This window comes from Reticulibacter mediterranei, from assembly GCF_016587455.1.
This window is the reverse complement of the sequence record NZ_BNJK01000001.1, coordinates 6,909,880-6,928,091: the sequence shown is the minus strand read 5'-3', so window position 1 is coordinate 6,928,091 and position 18,212 is coordinate 6,909,880. Positions and strand designations below refer to the sequence as shown.

General features: G+C 51.5%; 14 protein-coding genes and 1 rRNA gene. 12 read left to right on the top strand and 3 right to left on the bottom strand.

All coding sequences use genetic code 11. The annotated features are described in order from the left end of the window. The first annotated feature begins 71 nt into the window (after positions 1-71). From K3T83_RS29970 to K3T83_RS29915, 12 genes are all read left to right on the top strand, one after another. Complete coding sequence (locus K3T83_RS29970) at positions 72-359, top strand: hypothetical protein (RefSeq protein WP_220206589.1); 288 nt, start codon at positions 72-74, stop codon at positions 357-359. Positions 360-369: 10 nt separating this feature from the next. After that, entirely contained in the window at positions 370-1,359 is a 990-nt protein-coding gene (locus tag K3T83_RS29965) for an A/G-specific adenine glycosylase (RefSeq protein ID WP_220206588.1), read from the top strand. A 184-nt stretch (positions 1,360-1,543) separates the two neighbouring features. Then, the gene (locus K3T83_RS29960) at positions 1,544-2,356 is read left to right on the top strand and encodes a PIG-L deacetylase family protein (protein ID WP_220206587.1); all 813 of its coding nucleotides are present in this window, start codon (positions 1,544-1,546) and stop codon (positions 2,354-2,356) included. A gap of 162 nt (positions 2,357-2,518) precedes the next feature. Further along, positions 2,519-4,315 carry a protein kinase domain-containing protein gene (locus tag K3T83_RS29955; RefSeq protein WP_220206586.1) on the top strand — a complete coding sequence of 599 codons (1,797 nt, stop codon included), beginning with the start codon at positions 2,519-2,521 and terminating at the stop codon, positions 4,313-4,315. Between the two features lie 132 nt (positions 4,316-4,447). Beyond that, complete coding sequence (gene folK, locus K3T83_RS29950; protein WP_220206585.1) at positions 4,448-5,005, top strand: 2-amino-4-hydroxy-6-hydroxymethyldihydropteridine diphosphokinase; 558 nt, start codon at positions 4,448-4,450, stop codon at positions 5,003-5,005. Positions 5,006-5,366: 361 nt separating this feature from the next. Further along, positions 5,367-5,726, top strand: coding sequence for a ribosome silencing factor (gene rsfS, locus K3T83_RS29945; protein ID WP_236065021.1), 360 nt, complete (start codon positions 5,367-5,369; stop codon positions 5,724-5,726). Positions 5,727-5,750: 24 nt separating this feature from the next. Further along, positions 5,751-5,936, top strand: coding sequence for a hypothetical protein (locus K3T83_RS29940; RefSeq protein ID WP_220206583.1), 186 nt, complete (start codon positions 5,751-5,753; stop codon positions 5,934-5,936). A 109-nt stretch (positions 5,937-6,045) separates the two neighbouring features. Continuing rightward, complete coding sequence (locus K3T83_RS29935) at positions 6,046-7,059, top strand: lamin tail domain-containing protein (protein WP_220206582.1); 1,014 nt, start codon at positions 6,046-6,048, stop codon at positions 7,057-7,059. Positions 7,060-7,200: 141 nt separating this feature from the next. Then, the gene (locus K3T83_RS29930) at positions 7,201-8,667 is read left to right on the top strand and encodes an FAD-binding oxidoreductase (protein WP_220206581.1); all 1,467 of its coding nucleotides are present in this window, start codon (positions 7,201-7,203) and stop codon (positions 8,665-8,667) included. A gap of 73 nt (positions 8,668-8,740) precedes the next feature. Continuing rightward, positions 8,741-10,075 carry an FAD-binding oxidoreductase gene (locus K3T83_RS29925; RefSeq protein ID WP_220206580.1) on the top strand — a complete coding sequence of 445 codons (1,335 nt, stop codon included), beginning with the start codon at positions 8,741-8,743 and terminating at the stop codon, positions 10,073-10,075. A gap of 77 nt (positions 10,076-10,152) precedes the next feature. Continuing rightward, a complete protein-coding gene (locus K3T83_RS29920) occupies positions 10,153-11,166 on the top strand; it encodes an SAM-dependent methyltransferase (protein WP_220206579.1) in 1,014 nt (337 codons plus the stop codon). A 97-nt stretch (positions 11,167-11,263) separates the two neighbouring features. Further along, complete coding sequence (locus tag K3T83_RS29915; protein ID WP_220206578.1) at positions 11,264-12,820, top strand: (Fe-S)-binding protein; 1,557 nt, start codon at positions 11,264-11,266, stop codon at positions 12,818-12,820. A 112-nt stretch (positions 12,821-12,932) separates the two neighbouring features. Here K3T83_RS29915 and K3T83_RS29910 read toward each other — a convergent pair whose 3' ends face one another. The 3 genes from K3T83_RS29910 to K3T83_RS29900 all read right to left on the bottom strand — a co-directional run bounded on the left by K3T83_RS29910 (position 12,933) and on the right by K3T83_RS29900 (position 18,189). Continuing rightward, positions 12,933-13,778, bottom strand: a complete 846-nt coding sequence (locus K3T83_RS29910) for an LLM class flavin-dependent oxidoreductase (protein WP_220206577.1) — start codon at positions 13,776-13,778, stop codon at positions 12,933-12,935. 129 nt (positions 13,779-13,907) lie between these two features. Continuing rightward, positions 13,908-14,801, bottom strand: a complete 894-nt coding sequence (locus K3T83_RS29905) for an aminoglycoside phosphotransferase family protein (protein WP_220206576.1) — start codon at positions 14,799-14,801, stop codon at positions 13,908-13,910. Between the two features lie 421 nt (positions 14,802-15,222). Beyond that, positions 15,223-18,189, bottom strand: a 23S ribosomal RNA gene (locus K3T83_RS29900). Between the last annotated feature and the right edge of the window lie 23 nt (positions 18,190-18,212).

Below are 18,212 nucleotides of genomic sequence, written 5' to 3'. Positions count from 1 at the left end.
GGTGAAGCTTCTATTTTTAAAGAGCCGGAGCCGGTCTTATCAATTCACAGAATGAAGAAAGGTACATAATCGTGGCGTGGTGTAGATTTTTTATTCCAAAGATCGCTTCGCCTGCTATCAAACCTGGTGATCCTGATCTCAACGATCATATTATGTATGCCAAGTGCATCAAAGGGCATGTCCTGAAAGATGCCAACGACTGGATACTCTGCGAGAATTTGCCCGCTCCTGACGCTCAATGCTGGATGGAAGGTGGGGACACCATCTTCAGTTTAGCGGCGCGCAAACAGGAAGAGTCGAAAGACGGCAAGGCAACGAAAGCCAAGAAACCTGCGACCTCACCGCGCTCCGGTCAATAACCAGGACACTATGAGCAAACAAACGCAGTCTCTTGTTCCCCTGCCATTACCAGATAACGTAACGCAGGTACACGCTCAGCTTCTTCAATGGTACGAGGCTGAGCAGCGTAATTTGCCCTGGCGGACCACCAGTGACCCATATGCCATTCTCGTATCAGAGATCATGCTCCAGCAAACGCAGGTAGATCGGGTTCTCCCCAAGTATCAACAATTTTTAGCCGCATTTCCCACGCTGGCCGATCTAGCCAAAGCACCAACAGCAGAGGTCATCTCCGTCTGGGTGCCGCTGGGCTATAATACGCGGGCGGTGCGCTTGCAGTCTATTGCGCGGCAGGTCATTGCAGAGTACAACGGTCGCATTCCTGATACCATTGATGAACTCCTCAAGTTAAAGGGGATAGGGCGCTATACGGCAGGAGCCATCGCTTGCTTTGCCTATCATAAGCAGGTCGCTACCGTTGATACCAATATCCGTCGCGTGTTACACCGTATTTTTCTCGGGTTAGAAGTGGGGTCAAGACAAACAGAGCAACCAATCAACGATGCGCAAATGCTTCTTCTGGCGGAACAAGTATTGCCAGAAGGGGAGGCCTATAACTGGAATCAGGCGCTCATGGATCTGGGAGCGACGATCTGTACAAGCAATAATCCCGAATGCACCCGTTGTCCATTGCAAAACACATGCCAGGCCTATACCGAAATGAGCCAGTACAGCCTCTTTCCATCAGGCACCGTCTTTCGCCAGTTGAAGAAAGTGGCCGAGAAGAAATCCAGCTATCAGAGCCAACCCTTCACCAGCACCAATCGCTATTTTCGTGGCCGTATCATCGACCTCCTCCGCACCCTCTCAATAGGTCAGCGCATGCCCCTGGCAGAACTTGGCCCCCGGATAAAAACCGAATATAGCACTGATGACGCAGCATGGTTACAACAGATCGTGACAGGGCTGGCAAGAGATGGACTGCTTGATTATACAGAAGAGGGAGTTCGCCTGCCTTAACAGCTTCAAAAGAGAGCAAGCCTGCTGCCATAACATAACTTGCCCTCTTCCTTTTGGTGCTATATTATTAAAGCGGATATTTTCTTATGATTATTCCAAAGCTAGAATATAAGCAGGACCACATGAGCGCTACGGAACGAAGAGGGACATTCACCGCCTGGTCCTGATATGGAGGATTGAGCAATTGCAACTCACGAGTTTGAATGATATCACCAGGACACATCGCCACATATTTCTCTCACCTCACTTTGATGATGTTGTCTATTCTTGCGGTGGCACGCTTGGCGTTCAGGTCAGTTGTGGTCTCCGCCCACTGGTCATTACTGTCTTCGCAAGCGCACCATCTGTTGATACGCCACTCAGTTCATATGCCACGCAGGTACATCGTGGATGGGGACTTGGGACGCTAAGCGCGAGCGACGTTGTCAAGCACCGACGCAAAGAAGACGCAGCCGCGCTCGACTTTCTCCAGGCCGACTACCTCTGGCTCGACTATCATGATGCTATCTATCGTGGCAATCCAGCTTACTATACGAGCGGCGAGCAACTGGCGGGCAGCGAAGTCAATGAAGCGGACAGTTGGATTGATCAGCAACTGGCCCAGGATTTACTGGCCCTGCAAGAACGCCTGCCTGATGCTGTGTGGTACGCACCTCTTGGCATAGGCCGTCATGTAGACCATCAAATCGTCTGTTCTGCCGCCGATCGTCTGGCGCAACGTGGCATTAAAGTCAACTTCTACGAAGATTTTCCCTATGTCCTGACTCAGGGCGCACGTGAAGCACGTTTGCAGGAAATAGGGCTGGCACTCGAACCCGCGCTGGTGGAGATGTCGGAAATGCTGCCACTACGCATAGAGGCCTCAAGCATGTACACGTCACAAACAAGTGTGAATTTTGGCAGCGAAGAGGCGATGCAGACTTCGATACAGAAATACACCCACAGTATCCGCCCGGTAGAAACTGTCAATCTTGAGCGTTACTGGTCCAACCACTAGCAGCGGTACAAGCTTCAAGGAAAGGCTATCTACAAAGTGTCTATGTCTTTCCTTGAACAATCTGCCACTCCCGATACTCAAATCAGCAAAGCATGTGTGCGTCTAGGAAAAAGGGGAAAGAGGAACCATCTCTATCAGATGAGGTGAAGACGAGGAGGATAGATGAAGGGGATAGAAGGTTCAACGCTGGGTCGATATGAGTTACGCCATCGTATTGCCCAGGGGGGGATGTCTGAAGTTTATCTAGGATATGATCGTCGCGTCAAAAGGCGTGTCGCTATCAAAGTACTCAACGGCAGTGACGAACCATTTGTACGCCGTTTCGAGCGCGAGGCGTTAGCAATTGGAACACTCTCTCACAACCATATTTTGCCGCTCTACGACTTCGGGGAACAACGCCCCTGGTATTATCTGGTCATGCCCTATATCGATGGTGGCACGTTACGTGACTATCTACTGAAACGTAACCTCCTGACGATAGAGGAGGCGGGGAATTTTCTTGATCAGATCGCGGCGGCGCTCCAACATGCCCATGATTATGGCGTCGTGCATCGCGATGTCAAGCCTTCCAATATCTTGTTGCGATCAGACGGCTATGCCTATCTTGCCGATTTTGGTCTGGCTAAAGCCAAGATGGAGGTAGATTGTCTGAGCCATGGTGTCACTATGGTAGGCACTCCAGAATACATGGCCCCAGAGCTATCAAACGGAGCGAATGATCATCGCAGCGACATTTATTCGCTTGGGATTATTCTGTACCAAATGTTAACGGGTCGCTTGCCTTTTATGGCGGATTCGCCCGTCGCAGTCACTCTCAAGCATTTACAAATTCAGCCCACACCACCAACCAGGATCAACAACACTATACCAGCAAGCATCGAGACCGTCATGCTCAAAGCTTTGGCAAAAGATCCCGGAGACCGCTATCAGCAAGCCAGGCTCCTGGCAGCCGACTATAGAAAAGCGCTGCGAGCAGTTCAGGAACACCAACACGACAACAATCATACTCGCCCTGATGAGGTGGAAGAACGCTATCCGGTCCACAGCCTGGGAGCGATCCCAGTTCCAACGGCAGTATCAGACTTGCATCCATCTCAAGCGGATACGCTCTTTCAACAGTTTCCGCCAGGAAAAAAGCAACGATCTCTTTTACCCTCATGGTTCTGGTTGGGCAATAAACGACCCGTTTCATCCCTACACATACTACTCTTCTCACTTCTCATACTTGTGATTATCATTCCATCTGTATTACTTTATTATAGTCCACAACAACCCGCCTCAGAGAAAAAAACGGGGAATACTCCCACTACTCATGTACAACAACAGGAAACAATCCAGGCACAACAACAGGCCACGCTGGCGGCACAGGCTCACGTGCAGGCAACGGCGGGAATCACATCAACTCTGGGAGCTGGTAAAGTACTCTACAATAGCGATCTGGTATCTCCCAGTTCCGGCTGGCTCAATGATGGCTACCAGTGTTTCTTCAGATCTGATGGCTACCATGTTGCGGCCTCAGTACATACAGCAGGCTGGTGCTATTATGGCCAGCAGATTTTCTCCAATATGTTTGTTACTGTTCAGGTGCAGCTATTACGCGGCGATATCTACGGCCTGGTTTTTCGCTTGCGCCCCAACAGCAAAGATTTTTATGTGCTCGAATTGAACAACCAGGGAGAATATCGGCTAATACGCGCGCATGGCAGCGACCCTTCGCTCTGGTTAACGCTTATTGACTGGACCCGCTCTCGCGCTATTACAAGCGGCTATGGACGTACAAATACTATTCTCGTCGTCGCGAAAGGCGGTCAGATCAACGTCTATATCAACAAACAACTTGTTATTCCAGGCTTCACCGATACCACCTATCTCTCCGGCTTTATTGGCTTTTTCGTTGGTGACGACAACTTGGGAGGAACAGAGGCAGTTTTCAGCAATGTCTGGGTATTCCAAAAATAGTTCTGATCTCAAAGGGGGCAGTCGCAAACCATCATGCTCTATTTTCCCAGACCTTCTCTTGTCATCAATCAGGTTGATTGTTATCATTTGTAGATAACTGCCAGATTGTTTTTGAAGAGAAGGAATTTATTCATGAGCAGTGATCCAACGCGCTCACCATTCTTCCCACAAAGCAACCAGTCAGAGGATACACATACGATGTATCTCGCTCTTGGCTCTAATCTTGGAGATCGGCGTGGGAACCTGACAGCAGCATTACAACGACTGGGCAAAGTCGTCAAGATAGACGCACTATCATCTCTCTATGAGACAGAACCGGTTGGATACCTTGAACAGCCACAATTTCTCAACATGGTATGCAGGGGGAAAACCCGGCTCTCGGCACAAGATCTCTTAAAATACACCCAGGAGATAGAGATTGCTCTTGGCAGGCAACCCACCTTTCGCAATGGACCACGCCCCATCGACATCGATATTCTTCTGTATGACGATCTACAGATTGAGCAAGAAGACCTGACGATACCACATTCACGTATGACCGAACGCGCCTTTGTGCTGGCACCCCTGGCAGAAATCGCGCCAGAGCTGGTTCATCCAATAAGCGGAAAGAGCATACAGCAATTGTTGGCTACTGTTTCACAAGAAGGGATCGAGAAAGTAGCCGGTGAGATATCTCTAAATAACAACTAGCATTGCGATAAACGTGCTGGCAAGGTAGAGATGGGAATGATCCAGATAGCCAATTTTTCTCATATGGGCCGATTCTCCAGAGAGATACCTACTTAACAAGCCTTGCCCCGGCATGCTATAATGCGGGTGCAATCTCTATTGCAGGGTTCGGACGTTCGTCCCAGTAAAACGCCCGGCTCACAATGATCGTTGCATAAAGTAGAGGAGGTGCCTGGCATCTCTTTCTTACATTGAAACACGCTCTAGCGTTTTCTTCTTAGCCGAGTATAATGACAAAGAGAAGGTACGTTAGAAGTTTAATGATTTCTATTCAGCTATGGGCCAGATGGTTCATAGCAAAGACACAAACAAGGGAGCGCTTGTGGAGGGAGTTCTGTTAGATCCAGCACAGTTAGCGAGAGCAGCGGCAGATGCCGCATCTGACAAGAAAGCTTCTGATGTTCTCTTGCTCGATATCAGAGAAGTTACAACGGTTGCTGACTACTTCGTCATCTGTAGTGGGAACAATCCGCGCCAGATACAGACCATTGCAGACACTATCGATGAAGAGCTGGGGAAACAGGGGGCCGCGCTACTTCATCGCGAGGGTACTGCCGAAACCGGTTGGATTTTATTAGATTTCGGCGACGTGATTGTACACATCTTCGGGCCAAAGGAACGGGAGTATTACCGTATCGAGAGGTTGTGGAGTGAAGCAAAGACAGTTGTGTACTTGCAATAATCTACCACAATAGAAAAGGTGACGATGATGACATTTTTTCGGAACCGCATGTTCCTTGAAGGGATTGCGCTAGGGGGTCTTTGCGGACTTATTATTGGCTCCATTATCGCATTTACTATTGGTGAAAGCAGTCTGGAGGCCATCCGGCGCGTGCTCAATGAACGTGTGCCGGGCAGAAATAAAGTTCCATTCAAATACCTTGGCCAATAATGCGAATCTGAACAATTCAATATCAGTACTCTATCCGTAAGCGTCACGGATGATGCTGACGGGTGGTCACGCAACAGAAGTCGTTTGAAGAAAAAGGATAGGTGGCAATGTGAGGACTCTGGTTATAGCAAGCTTCGTGCTTTTTTTCTTGAGTGTGACCATCCCGTTTACCTCTTTAGCCTCTACACATCCATGTGCATTCCCAACACCTCCAGTGGTAACAGGTCAACTGACAGATCCTTCTCCAGATGCAGGCAAATTATTTATTAATGAGATCCTCCTGGCCCCAAATGCGAACTGGAACTGTTCAGATACAGGCAATCCTTCAGCGGGCAATGATACATGGGTAGAAATTTATAATTCTCAAGATGCCGCCTACAACCTGGATGATGTTCGAGCAGCACTTGATCATGGGGAAGGCACCGATCCCTTTTATTTCCCAGTTCACTCAGCCATAGCCCCTCATAGCTTCCTGGTTGTCTTTCCAAGAACTAATCCCAATTTCTTCAATAGTGAAACATCCACACTACGATTGATCATTTCAGGTATAGCAGTTGATACAGTTAGCTTACCAACAGCAAACATGGCTACAGATACTTCCTACGCACGCATACCTGATGGCAGCAACACCTGGCAAATACTAAACGTTCCCACTATCGGTGCCAGCAACCCAACGCTCCAAACGGCGATATCATCCAACACAACAATCACAGCAATAGCAACACTTACACGCACGCCCACCCCCAAACCATCTCCTACGCCACGTCACACACCAACACCCCGCCCGTCAAAAACAAGCCGATCTAGCAGCAGCAAACAAGATGGCTCGACAATAGCCAGTGGAGGCGCAATTCAGACAGGTTCAGACTCCTCTGTATTGATCGATGGCACCCAGCCAGCATGGAACAAACTCCCGGTGCCCGGCTCAACCCCTTCATCAACAGCATCCGACGACACAGGTAACACCTCTACAAACGATCCACTCGCAACATCCGATGATGAAGCAGGGAACAATACTATAAGAAATATCGAAATGACGGTGCTGGCTATCTTGCTGTCTGGCGGTCTGCTCTGGTGCTGGAAGCTTTTTATCTCCCCTGTTTTGTTAAAGCAAAAGAAATAGAGAAGCGCACATTTTCTCTCAATGCAGAGCTATGTTATCCTTCACAAGCCTGTCTCTGCATGGTATGATCTCTTAAGAAAGAGATGTTGATCGACGATGATTGCAGGTTGCAAGCACAACCGGCCCAGGAAGGGTACATCCATGAGCATTACAGAGCTTCCTCCAACAACTGTATCTCCTGCCTATGAGCGCCTATCAGCCGCACGTAAAGCAGAGGTAGTACGCGAATTGAGCAACGTACTTGGTGAGCGATACGTCCTGCACTCTCCGTATGATCTGACGCTCTATGAGTACGATGCCTCGATTGATCGTGGCAAACCAGATATTGTGGTCTTACCTGCCACAACGCAAGATGTTGCAGAGATCGTCAAAATTGCGGGACGCTATCATGTCCCAATCGTCCCGCGAGGGGCAGGTACAGGGCTGAGCGGGGGCGCAATCCCTATATATGGCGGTATCGTCATTGTTTTTACGCGCATGAACCGCATCCTTGAAGTAGATGTTGACAATCTACGAGCCGTCGTTCAGCCGGGACTGGTCAATCTCCATCTCAGCGTCGCTCTTGGCCCGCAGGGATTCTACTATGTGCCGGACCCCAGCAGCCAGCGCTCATGCACAATCGGTGGCAATGTTGGCGAAAATGCAGGCGGTCCACATACGCTTATTTACGGAGTCACAACAAATCATGTCCTGGGGCTAGAGGTTGTAACGCCGGAAGGGGAGATTGTCGAGGTTGGGGGAACAACCTATGATACACCAGGGTACGATCTGACCGGCCTACTTATCGGCTCAGAAGGAACACTCTGCATTGCCACGAAAATCATCGTGCGTATCGTTCCGCTGCCAGAAGCGGTCAAAACGATGATTGCTGTGTTCGATGAGATGGATGATGCGTCAAATACGGTTACTGAGATCATCGCCAGCGGAGTTATCCCGGCCGCTATCGAGATGATGGATAGAATGATCTTACAGGCAGTAGAGGCCGACACCCACGCTGGCTACCCGATGAATGCCGCCGCCGTGCTGCTGATGGAGACGGAAGGGCTAAAAGAAAGCGTAGCGGAACAGATCGAGCAGATAGTCTCTATCTGTCGCAAACATCATGCTCGTGTGGTACGAATCGCGGTAGATGAGGCCGAACGCCAGTTGTTATGGGCCGGACGTAAAAATGCCTTTGGAGCGGTGGGCCGGATTAGTCCCGAGTTTTACGTACAGGATGGCGTGGTGCCACGCACAAAGCTCCCCATCGTGCTGCGACGAGTCAGCGAAATTTGCGAGCATTATGGGCTGAAAGTTGGCAACGTCTTCCATGCTGGTGACGGCAACTTGCATCCGCTCATTCTTTTCGATTCACAAATCCCCGGCGAAGTTGAGCGTGTCCGACAGGCTGGACGCGAGATACTCGAAGTCTGCGCCCAGGCAGGGGGAACAATTACCGGCGAGCATGGCGTTGGTCTGGAAAAGCAGGCAGAGATGGCTTTGATTTTTAGCGATACCGATCTACGCATCATGCAACAGGTACGAACAGCCTGGAATCCGCGCCAGCTCTTTAATCCTGGTAAGCTCTTCCCGCTACCGGGTCGTTGCGCTGATATAAAGCAGTTATAAAGCTCCAGGAAACATACATTACGAAATAAAAGGAATTCGAGCATAGCTGTTCATTTTCCAATGGAGTTGTAATATGGGCAAGATTGAAACACTTGCGAACGAATTGCAACAACAGATGCCACATGTGGAGATTGTGGCTGATGCCGAGATACTGCGCAACTACGCAGTTGACGGCATATTACCCCGTCTGATAGTCACGCCAACGACGGTTACAGAAGCCACACGGGTAATTGAATTAACGCAGCAACACCATCTCACGCTGCTCCCTCGTGGAGGAGGCTCACGCACGAATCTGGGAGGTCTGGCGGAACAGATCGATGTTATGCTCATCACAACCCGGCTGACACACTTGCTGGAACACGAAGCCCCGGATCTTACCTGCCATGTAGAGGCGGGAATCACGCTGGCTCAATTACAGCAACAGCTGGCGACAAAGGGGCAGCGCCTTTCACTGGACGCACCTGGCGCGGATCAGGCCACAATTGGGGGTCTGTTAGCGACCAACGCCAGCGGTCCGAAACGTCTTCGCTACGGAACGGCGCGCGATCTCGTCATCGGCTTGAAAGTTATTCAGGCGAGCGGAGAAGTGGCTCGAAGTGGTGGGCGCGTCGTCAAAAACGTTGCAGGCTACGACCTGAACAAGCTGTATATCGGATCACTGGGAACATTGGGGGTGATCGTCGAAGCGAATTTTAAGCTCCATCCCCTCCCTGCCTCTGAGCGTACGCTGCTCCTCACCTACACGACCGCCGATGATGTCATGCGAACGGTGATGGCTATTACGAGATCATCGTTAACGCCCAGCGCAATAGAGCTGATCGACGCAAGAGCTGCCAACGATATGAGCGATTTCTTTGGCTTTCGCCTTCCCACCAATGGCTACACACTGGCGGTCAACTTTGAAGGGAGTCCAGCGACGATCGAACGCCAGATCAACGAAACGCACTTGCTGGCGCGCAAATATCATGTATTATTAGGAGACGACCTGGAAGGAGAAGAGCAGGAACGCTTCTGGGAGGTTGTGCGTGAACATATCCAGGGATCGTTAACCTGTAAAGTCTCTATTCCAGTCTCACAGATAGCGCCCTACTTACAAACAATTGACGATGTTTGCCAGCGACATGATCTGGAAGCAGCAACAATTGCTCATGCAGGCAATGGCATTCTTTACGTAGAATTGAGGCCCAGCGATGCCCTACAACGGCTCGTCCCTGCTATCTATGAACTACGCATCACAGCACAAGAAGAACGCGGGAGCCTTGTTGTAGAGCGCTGCCCGGTCGATCTCAAACGACGTATAAGTATCTGGGGAGAACCCAGAGGCGACTTCCCAATGATGCAACGACTCAAACAGCAATTTGATCCAGAAGGAACCTTTGTACGAGGAAGATTTTTAGGAGGACTTTAACTATCACCAGTCTCATTACAACCGATCTACTACTGGTCACTGCCCATCCTGAATTTGCTCAGGCGGCAGTAACAGAATTGAAACAACTTGATAAACAACTAACGGTCGTTGAAGAGCTACAGCCGGGGATTATCCTATGTACAACCTCCAATGCATCGGCTGTCATGCAAAGAGCAGCAAGTGCAAAACCTATTTTCGTGCGGCATCTATCTCCGGCACAGACGATAGTGGACATACATAACGATGAACACGATATTGGCAGAATAGCAGAGGCACTGGCAATGCTGTCATCATTTTCTTTATTGGAAAAAGGCGTGCGTTTTGCGGTACAGTCTCGCCTCGTTCAGACCGACAAAAGCCAGGGGGCACGCCCCTATAGTAGCGGACGCTTAAACCAGGAGCTGGCAGAGGCTTTTGCAGAAGAAACGGGGGCGATAGAGTCCATAAAGAAGCCGCAAATCGTCGTTTCTATCCTCTGTACTATGCAAAAAAGCTACCTGGGGATCTCCACAGCGGAAGAAAACCTGAGTAGCTGGTCGGGAGGCGCGCGGCACTACTCCCATACAGCGGAAGAAATCAGCCGTGCTGAATTCAAGCTGCTCGAAGCGCTGGAGGTCTTTGGCGTTACTTTACCTTCACAGGGTCGAGCGCTTGATCTCGGAGCTGCCCCGGGCGGTTGGACGCGTTTACTGTTGGATAGTGGGGTACATGTTGTGGCGGTCGATCCAGCCAATCTTGATGTACGACTGAAAAAGCGGCAGCGCCTGGACCATTATCAAGGCTATGCCGAGAATTATCTGGAGGAGGCGCTCAAAAAGCACTATAAATTTGACATCATCGTCAATGATATGCGTATGGATGCGAGAGAGGCCGCACGCTTGTTGGCACAGGCAGCTCGCTGTCTGCGTCCCGATGGCCTGATTATCAGCACGCTGAAATTACCGCATGCTACACATGAGATCAATCCACTGGCAACGCTGCATAGCGCGCTGAAGATCTTAAGTACTTACTATGACACTGTACAAGCCAGACAGCTTTTTCACAACAGACAGGAGGTAACAGTCGTTTTAGCACACCCTCTCGCAACATAGGCATACTCATTGTTGCATCTGGCAAGCTTGCGCCTGTGCCTTGCCGTTCTCATTTGTCAAACCACGTTATTTTTCCAGCTAGATTACGGAGCAAACCATGTCTCTTGACTCGATCCCTGAACAGAGCGCAACGTCGGACATCACGCCGCCAACCATAGGTCCGCTACAGCGACACACGCATACATATGATCTTATGCGCCAGTGTATTCACTGCGGTTTCTGCCTGCCAACTTGCCCGACCTATGCAGTATTAGGCGTAGAAATGGATTCTCCGCGCGGACGTATTTATCAGATGCAGGCGGTAGCTGAAGGACGGCTAGGCATTACCGATGATTTTGTTGACCATATGTATTGCTGTGTGGGCTGCCGCGCTTGCGAAACTGCCTGCCCATCAGGAGTACAATTTGGCAAATTGATAGAGGCAGCAAGGGAACAAATACAGTTAACGCCAACAGAGACCAGCAACCATACAGAAATTGAAGCGAGCAACTTGAACGGGGCAAGTTCGGAAACAGCACCAAAGAGCACACCGCTCGTTCTGCAACTGTTGCGCCGTTTCTTTTTCGATGTTATGTTGCCTTCCCGCCCGATTCTATCGCTGGTCTTTGCCGGTTTGAAACTGTATCAGCGTAGTGGACTCCAGGCTTTTGCCCATCGTAGCGGGATTTTTGATGCGATCAATGCCCTGCCAACGCCATTCCAGGGCAAGCTGAAAGTGCCAGAAGCGTTGATGGATAAGGCAAAAGGCGATCTCATCCCAGAACAGTTGCCGGAAATTACGCCAGCTTTGGGACAAAAGCGCTATCGGGTTGGCTTTATTAGCGGTTGTATCATGGATCAGGTTTTCCATGATATCAACGAGGCAACCATCCGTGTATTGACCGCGAATGGCTGTGAAGTCATCACACCTCCCCAACAAAGCTGTTGCGGTGCTTTGCACGTGCATGGAGGAGAGGCCGAGCATGGACGCGAACTTGCTCGCCACAACATTGAGGTGTTCGAGCAATATAACTGCGATGCCATTATCATCAATTCCGCTGGATGTGGCTCGACCATCAAAGAGTACGGTCATCTGTTACGAGATGATCCAGCTTATGCTCAACGGGCCAAGGCATTTAGTGAGAAGGTCAAAGATATCAGTGAATTCCTTGTCGGCATCGAGCTAAATCAAAGCATGGGAGAACTACCGCTCACAGTTGCGTATCATGATGCCTGCCATCTTGTTCACGGCCAGAAAATCAAGCAGCAGCCACGCCAACTGCTCAAATCGATACCAGGTCTCAGACTGGTTGATTTGAAAGAGGCAGATTGGTGCTGTGGAAGTGCCGGTATCTACAATATTACGAATCAGGAGATGGCGAACGAACTGCTAGAACGCAAAATGAAGCATATCGCGGCGACCAGAGCCAGCGTCATTGCAACCGGCAATCCTGGTTGTATGATGCAAATCGCGATGGGTGCCCGAGAGCGTGGATTACAGATAGAGGTGATGCATCCCATTCAATTGCTTGATAATGCATACAGGGCAGGAGGCACCTATACCCTGACCACTCAAGATACCACCACAGAGAAAAACCAACAGCGTACACTACTGGTTGGAATTGGGATTGGCTTACTAATCGGAATACTTCTCTTGCGTCGTCGCAAGCATTAAGGCAATCGTCCTCACCATATCGTTAAAACGAGCAGGCTTTTATCAGTGCAGGAATAGAAGTAAACCTATCGAGTCTACTTCTATTCCTGCACTACTCTGGGATGGCTTATGCTCAAAGACGGGGCGGTCCCTGGTGAATACGCTGGCGGACCTGCTCAAACGTGTAATCGGGACTAAAGTGTTCTAACCACCAGGTAGCACCTGCCTGGGCAAATGCAGCCACCTGTGCCGCAGTTTGAGCCTGGTCAGCACCATTGGTCAGTCCATAGGCTATCGCATCGATAGGGGTTGCTGGCGTCCTATAGGTATTGGTATAATGAAGAAGCTCCCGGAAGTCCTCTGGAGTGAGGGTATCACCGCTCTTTTGGGGAAAGATCCCATCAAATTGAGCTGCGCGGCGAAATGGCTTTTTGTTCGGCCAGTTGCCTGCGATCCAGATAGGGATGCGCGGCTGCTGAAGCGGTTTGGGCAGAAATTGCACTTGCGAGAGCTGAAAATGCTTCCCTTCGTAGCTGAATTGCTCACCACTCCAGAGGCCCGTCAGGATCGCAAGCCCCTCATCGAGCATCTCACCCTGAACTCTGGTATTGGTGATCTCGCCAAAGTCGTGATACTCCCCATAGAAGTCGGTGCCCAGGCCAATCCCCAGGATCAGACGCCCTCCTGAGAGATGATCAAGCGTAACGGTTTCGCGTGCCAATTTCCAGGGACGGCGGCGTGCCACAGGCGTCACCATCGGGCCAAGCTTGATGGATTTCGTGCATAATGCAATGGCGGTCAGCAGTATCCAGGGATCGGCAATCGCCAGGGGTTCTGGCGAGCTATCATCCCTGAAGTTGAGATGATCCCAGACAAAGAATCCATTCCAACCCGCATCCTCCGCCTCATGCGCCAGTTCAGCAACCAGATGAGCATTGCAGAAAGGCCCGAAGAGGGGAATATCAATGGCAAATTGCATAGGTAATGCTCCTTTATTGTAGAATAGAAATATTTGCAAGGAGAGAAGGCCTGAGCTATTTCAAGCGCCCCTATAGTGGTTCCTATTTCACCCTGGCCTATTGTTTCGGTAAGCAGCTTCTACCTAAAGTCAATCGGCGAGAACCTCATCGATCATATGGCGGGCGGTAGCTGCGAACACCGGATTGGTACTCTGGTAATAGGGAAGAGCGATCAGTCCGATGGACAGCGCCCAGCCTCGCCCTCGTTCCCATGTTGCGTTATCGACTGATAAAGCTGTTCGGAAGATAGATCGGGTATGGGTAGAAAGAAGACTCCAAGCAACGATCAAATCGCATGCAGGATCGCCCACACCCAATACCCCGAAATCGATGACGGCACTGATCCGGCCCTGTTGAACCAGCAGATTCCCTGGTAACAGATCTCCGTGAGTCCAGACAGGCAGACCATGCCACTCAGGTATCTGGAGGGCTGCATCCCACACCGCGGTCACGGCATCGGTATCGAGCACGCCAGAAAGCTCGGCAATAGCTGCGCGAACAGGAGCATCTCGCGTGGAAAGTGGCACGCCGCGAGAGGAGATGGGTGGTCCAGGAGGCGGACAGTTCACAGCGTCGATCTGTTGCAGAGCTGTAATGAAGTGCGCTAAATCGAGCGCAGCCTGGCCTTCCTCGACAATGCGCTGGCTTTCCGCGTTTTCGCCTTCGAGCCACCGGTAGACGGACCAACGCAAGGGATAGCCCTCTCCTGGTGCCCCCAAAGCGAGTGGAACAGGGATAGCAAGCGGCAGGTGCGGAGCAAGTCTCGGCAACCACCGAGACTCTTTGTCCATTTGCTCAATAGCCTCTTCGATGAGTGGGAGCCGCACAGCCATGTCGGAGCCGAGCCGATAGATCGCATGGTTGGTCCCAGCGGAGAGGATCGGCTTGATGGGAAGGTCCGCCCACTGAGGGAACTGGGCCGCGAGCAACCGGGCCACGAGAGAACTATCGGTGTCCACTTCGTCGATATGCATTTTATCCATGAATGTGTTCTCCTCTTCGGAATAATCCCTCATTGATGACGTTATAAGCATAAGCTATAAGCGATGGTAGTGTGATCTCCAAAGTGGTAATCCGCTCTTGCAGGTGAGGGTATTATGTTAGGTAGAAACAAAGGTAAGCCAAGCTATAGTAGCTTGAATCTGGCCGCTTGCGCGAGCGCCTGCGCATGGTTGCCCACGCCCAGTTTGCTGTAAATATTGTGTGTGTGGACCTTGACAGTACCGACGCAAAGCCTGCTTCTTAGCATAGTACTTGATAGCAACAAAAAAACCATTGCTTAACACAATGGCTTTTCCAGGAAATGTATTCTTCATAACTGTAAAAACGATATTGCCTCAATTTTGCTGACGACGGCAAGAGAGAAGCCGAGCCGTGCCCATCAACGAGGAGCAACAAACGGGTGACAACAAGCCGTACGATCATTAGTGCTGCTTGGCTGCGCCTGTTACCAGGTGTCCACAGACAGCCTATCGACCAGATGTTCTTTCTGGGATCTTGATCTCACGAAGAGATGGGAAGAGTCGTCTTGGATGCGGCTTCGCGCTTAGATGCCTTCAGCGCTTATCCCTTCTTGACATAGCTATCCAGCGGTGGGGGAGGCCCCCCAACTGGCACACCAGCGGTCAAGCCATCTCGGTCCTCTCGTACTGAAGATGACTGCCCTCACTCTTCCTACGCCCACGACGGATAGAGACCGAACTGTCTCGCGACGTTCTGAACCCAGCTCGCGTGCCGCTTTCATGGGCGAACAGCCCAACCCTTGGGACCGACTCCAGCCCCAGGATGCGACGAGCCGACATCGAGGTGCCAAACCTTGCCGTCGATGTGAACTCTTGGGCAAGATCAGCCTGTTATCCCCGGGGTAGCTTTTATCCGTTGAGCCACCAACCTTCCACGCGGGTTAGTGGGATCACTAAGTCCGACTTTCGTCCCTGCTCGACCTGTCCGTCTTGCAGTCAAGCTCTCTTGTGCCTTTGCACTCTGTCCGGGTGATGTCCATCCACCCTGAGAGAACCTTTGAGCGCCTCCGTTACTCTTTGGGAGGCGACCGCCCCAGTCAAACTACCCATCTGGCCCTGTCTCCTTCCCAGATCATGGGTAAAGATGAGATACAACACATCACGAGAGTGGTATTTCACTGTTGCCTCCTCCAACCCCACAAGGCTGGTCTCTCCGGCTCCCACCTATCCTACGCACGCCATATCTCGTATCCAGGCCAAACTGTAGTAAAGCTCCACGGGGTCTTTTTGTCCTGTCGTGGGAAACCCGTATCTTCACGGGTACTTCAATTTCGCCGAGTCCTCTGTTGAGACAGCGCCCAACTCGTTACTCCTTTCGTGCGGGTCGGAACTTACCCGACAAGGAATTTCGCTACCTTAGGACCGTTATAGTTACGGCCGCCGTTCACCGGGGCTTAGATTCGCAGCTACGCACACCGCTCCTCGTAACCTTCCGGCACTGGGCAGGAGTCAGCCCCTATACATCCACTTTCGTGTTGGCAGAGACCTGTGTTTTTGGTAAACAGTCGGTTGGGCCTATTCTGTGCCGCCTCCTCACCCCCTCTCTATGAGAGGAAGTTACTAAGGCCCCCCTTCTTCCAAAGGTACGGGGTCAAATTGCCGAGTTCCTTAACAGAGGGTCGCTCGTTCACCTGAAGAGATTCCTCTTTGCCTACCTGTGTCGGTATGCGGTACGGGCGGAGAACGTTCTGGATAGAGGCTTTTCTTGGCGGCCTGGGGACCGATGACTACCGCCCGCTTGCGCGGACTCGGCCCTGCTGTCACGCGATGTGTGATCGGGATTTGCCTCGATCACGCGCTTCAGACAAGGCACCCAGCCTGTCCACTTGCTGGGATCACCTTCCCTACCGCGTCCCCCCTTCTCTCATAACGACCGTCTCCGGTGCAGGAATATCCTACCTGCTTGCCATCGCCTACGACTTTGACGTCCTCGGCTTAGGACCCGACTGACCCTGGGACGACCAACGGTGCCCAGGAACCCTCAGGCTTTCGGTGTGTCTGATTCACACAGACATTACGCTACTCATTCCGGCATTCTCACTTCTGCGCGCTCCACCAGTCCTCACGATCTGGCTTCTCGGCACGCAGAACGCTCCCCTACCATTATCACCACGAAGGTGATAATCCACGGCGTCGGTCCAATGCTTGAGCCTCGCTACGTTGTCGGTGCCTCTGCACTCGACCAGTGAGCTATTACGCACTCTTTCAATGGTGGCTGCTTCTAAGCCAACATCCTGGCTGTTATTGCGCAGAGACTGCCTTTGACACTGAGCATTGAGTTGGAGACCTTAGCCGGTGGTCCGGGCTGTTTCCCTTTTGACGACGAAGCTTAGCCCCCGCCGTCTCACTCACCAGTCTATACTGTTGGCATTCGCAGTTTGCCTGGGGTTGGTAACTAGCACTTAGCCCCTAGCCCAAACAGTGCTCTACCTCCAACAGATGCTCTCTGGTGGCTGTACCTCAATACATTTCGGGGAGAACCAGCTATCTCCGTGTTCGATTGGCATTTCACCCCTACCCACAAGTCCTCCCCCAGTTTTGCAACACTGGTGGGTGCGAGCCTCGACGAAGTTTCACCTTCGCTTCACTCTGCTCATGGGTAGCTCACACGGTTTCGGGTCGCATCGACGCCACAAACGCGCTCTTCACACTCGGTTGCCCTATGGCTCCCCTTCTTTAGCGAAGGTTAACCAGGCGACGCCGATGCACTCGCCGGATCATTCTACAAAAGGCACGCCATCAGTCCTTGGTATCGCAACGATACAGTGACCTCTGACTGCTGGTAAGGACAGGGTTTCAGGGACTCTTTCATCCCCCTCTCGGGGTGCTTTTCACCTTTCCCTCACGGTACTGGTTCACTATCGGTCGCTTTGGATAGGTAGCCTTGGAGGGTGGTCCCCCCAGCTTCCCACAAGATTGCACGTGTCTCGTGGTACTCAGGATCCCGACCCGCTTGCTCGGTGCTTGCTCTACGGGACTCTCACCCGCTCTGGTCAGGCGTTCCAGCCTGTTCAAGTACACCAAACTTGCTTGTTGTCGGTCCTACAACCCCGCCCCTTCTTGCGAAGGAACGGTTTGGGCTGCTCCCGTTTCGCTCGCCACTACTCCGGGCATCTCGGTTGATTTCTCTTCCTCGGGCTACTGAGATGTTTCAGTTCGCCCACTGACCTCCTCACATCCTATGGATTCAGATGTGGGTCTCCAGACATCACTCTGGAGGGGTTGCCCCATTCGGACTCTCCGGGATCAACGCTTGCATGCAGCTCCCCCGGAACGTTTCGCCGGTCTCCGCGTCCTTCTTCGGTCCAAAGCGCCAAGGCATCCACCCTGTCCTCTGTGTAGCTTGTTCGTTGTTCTTGTCTTTTCCTCTGT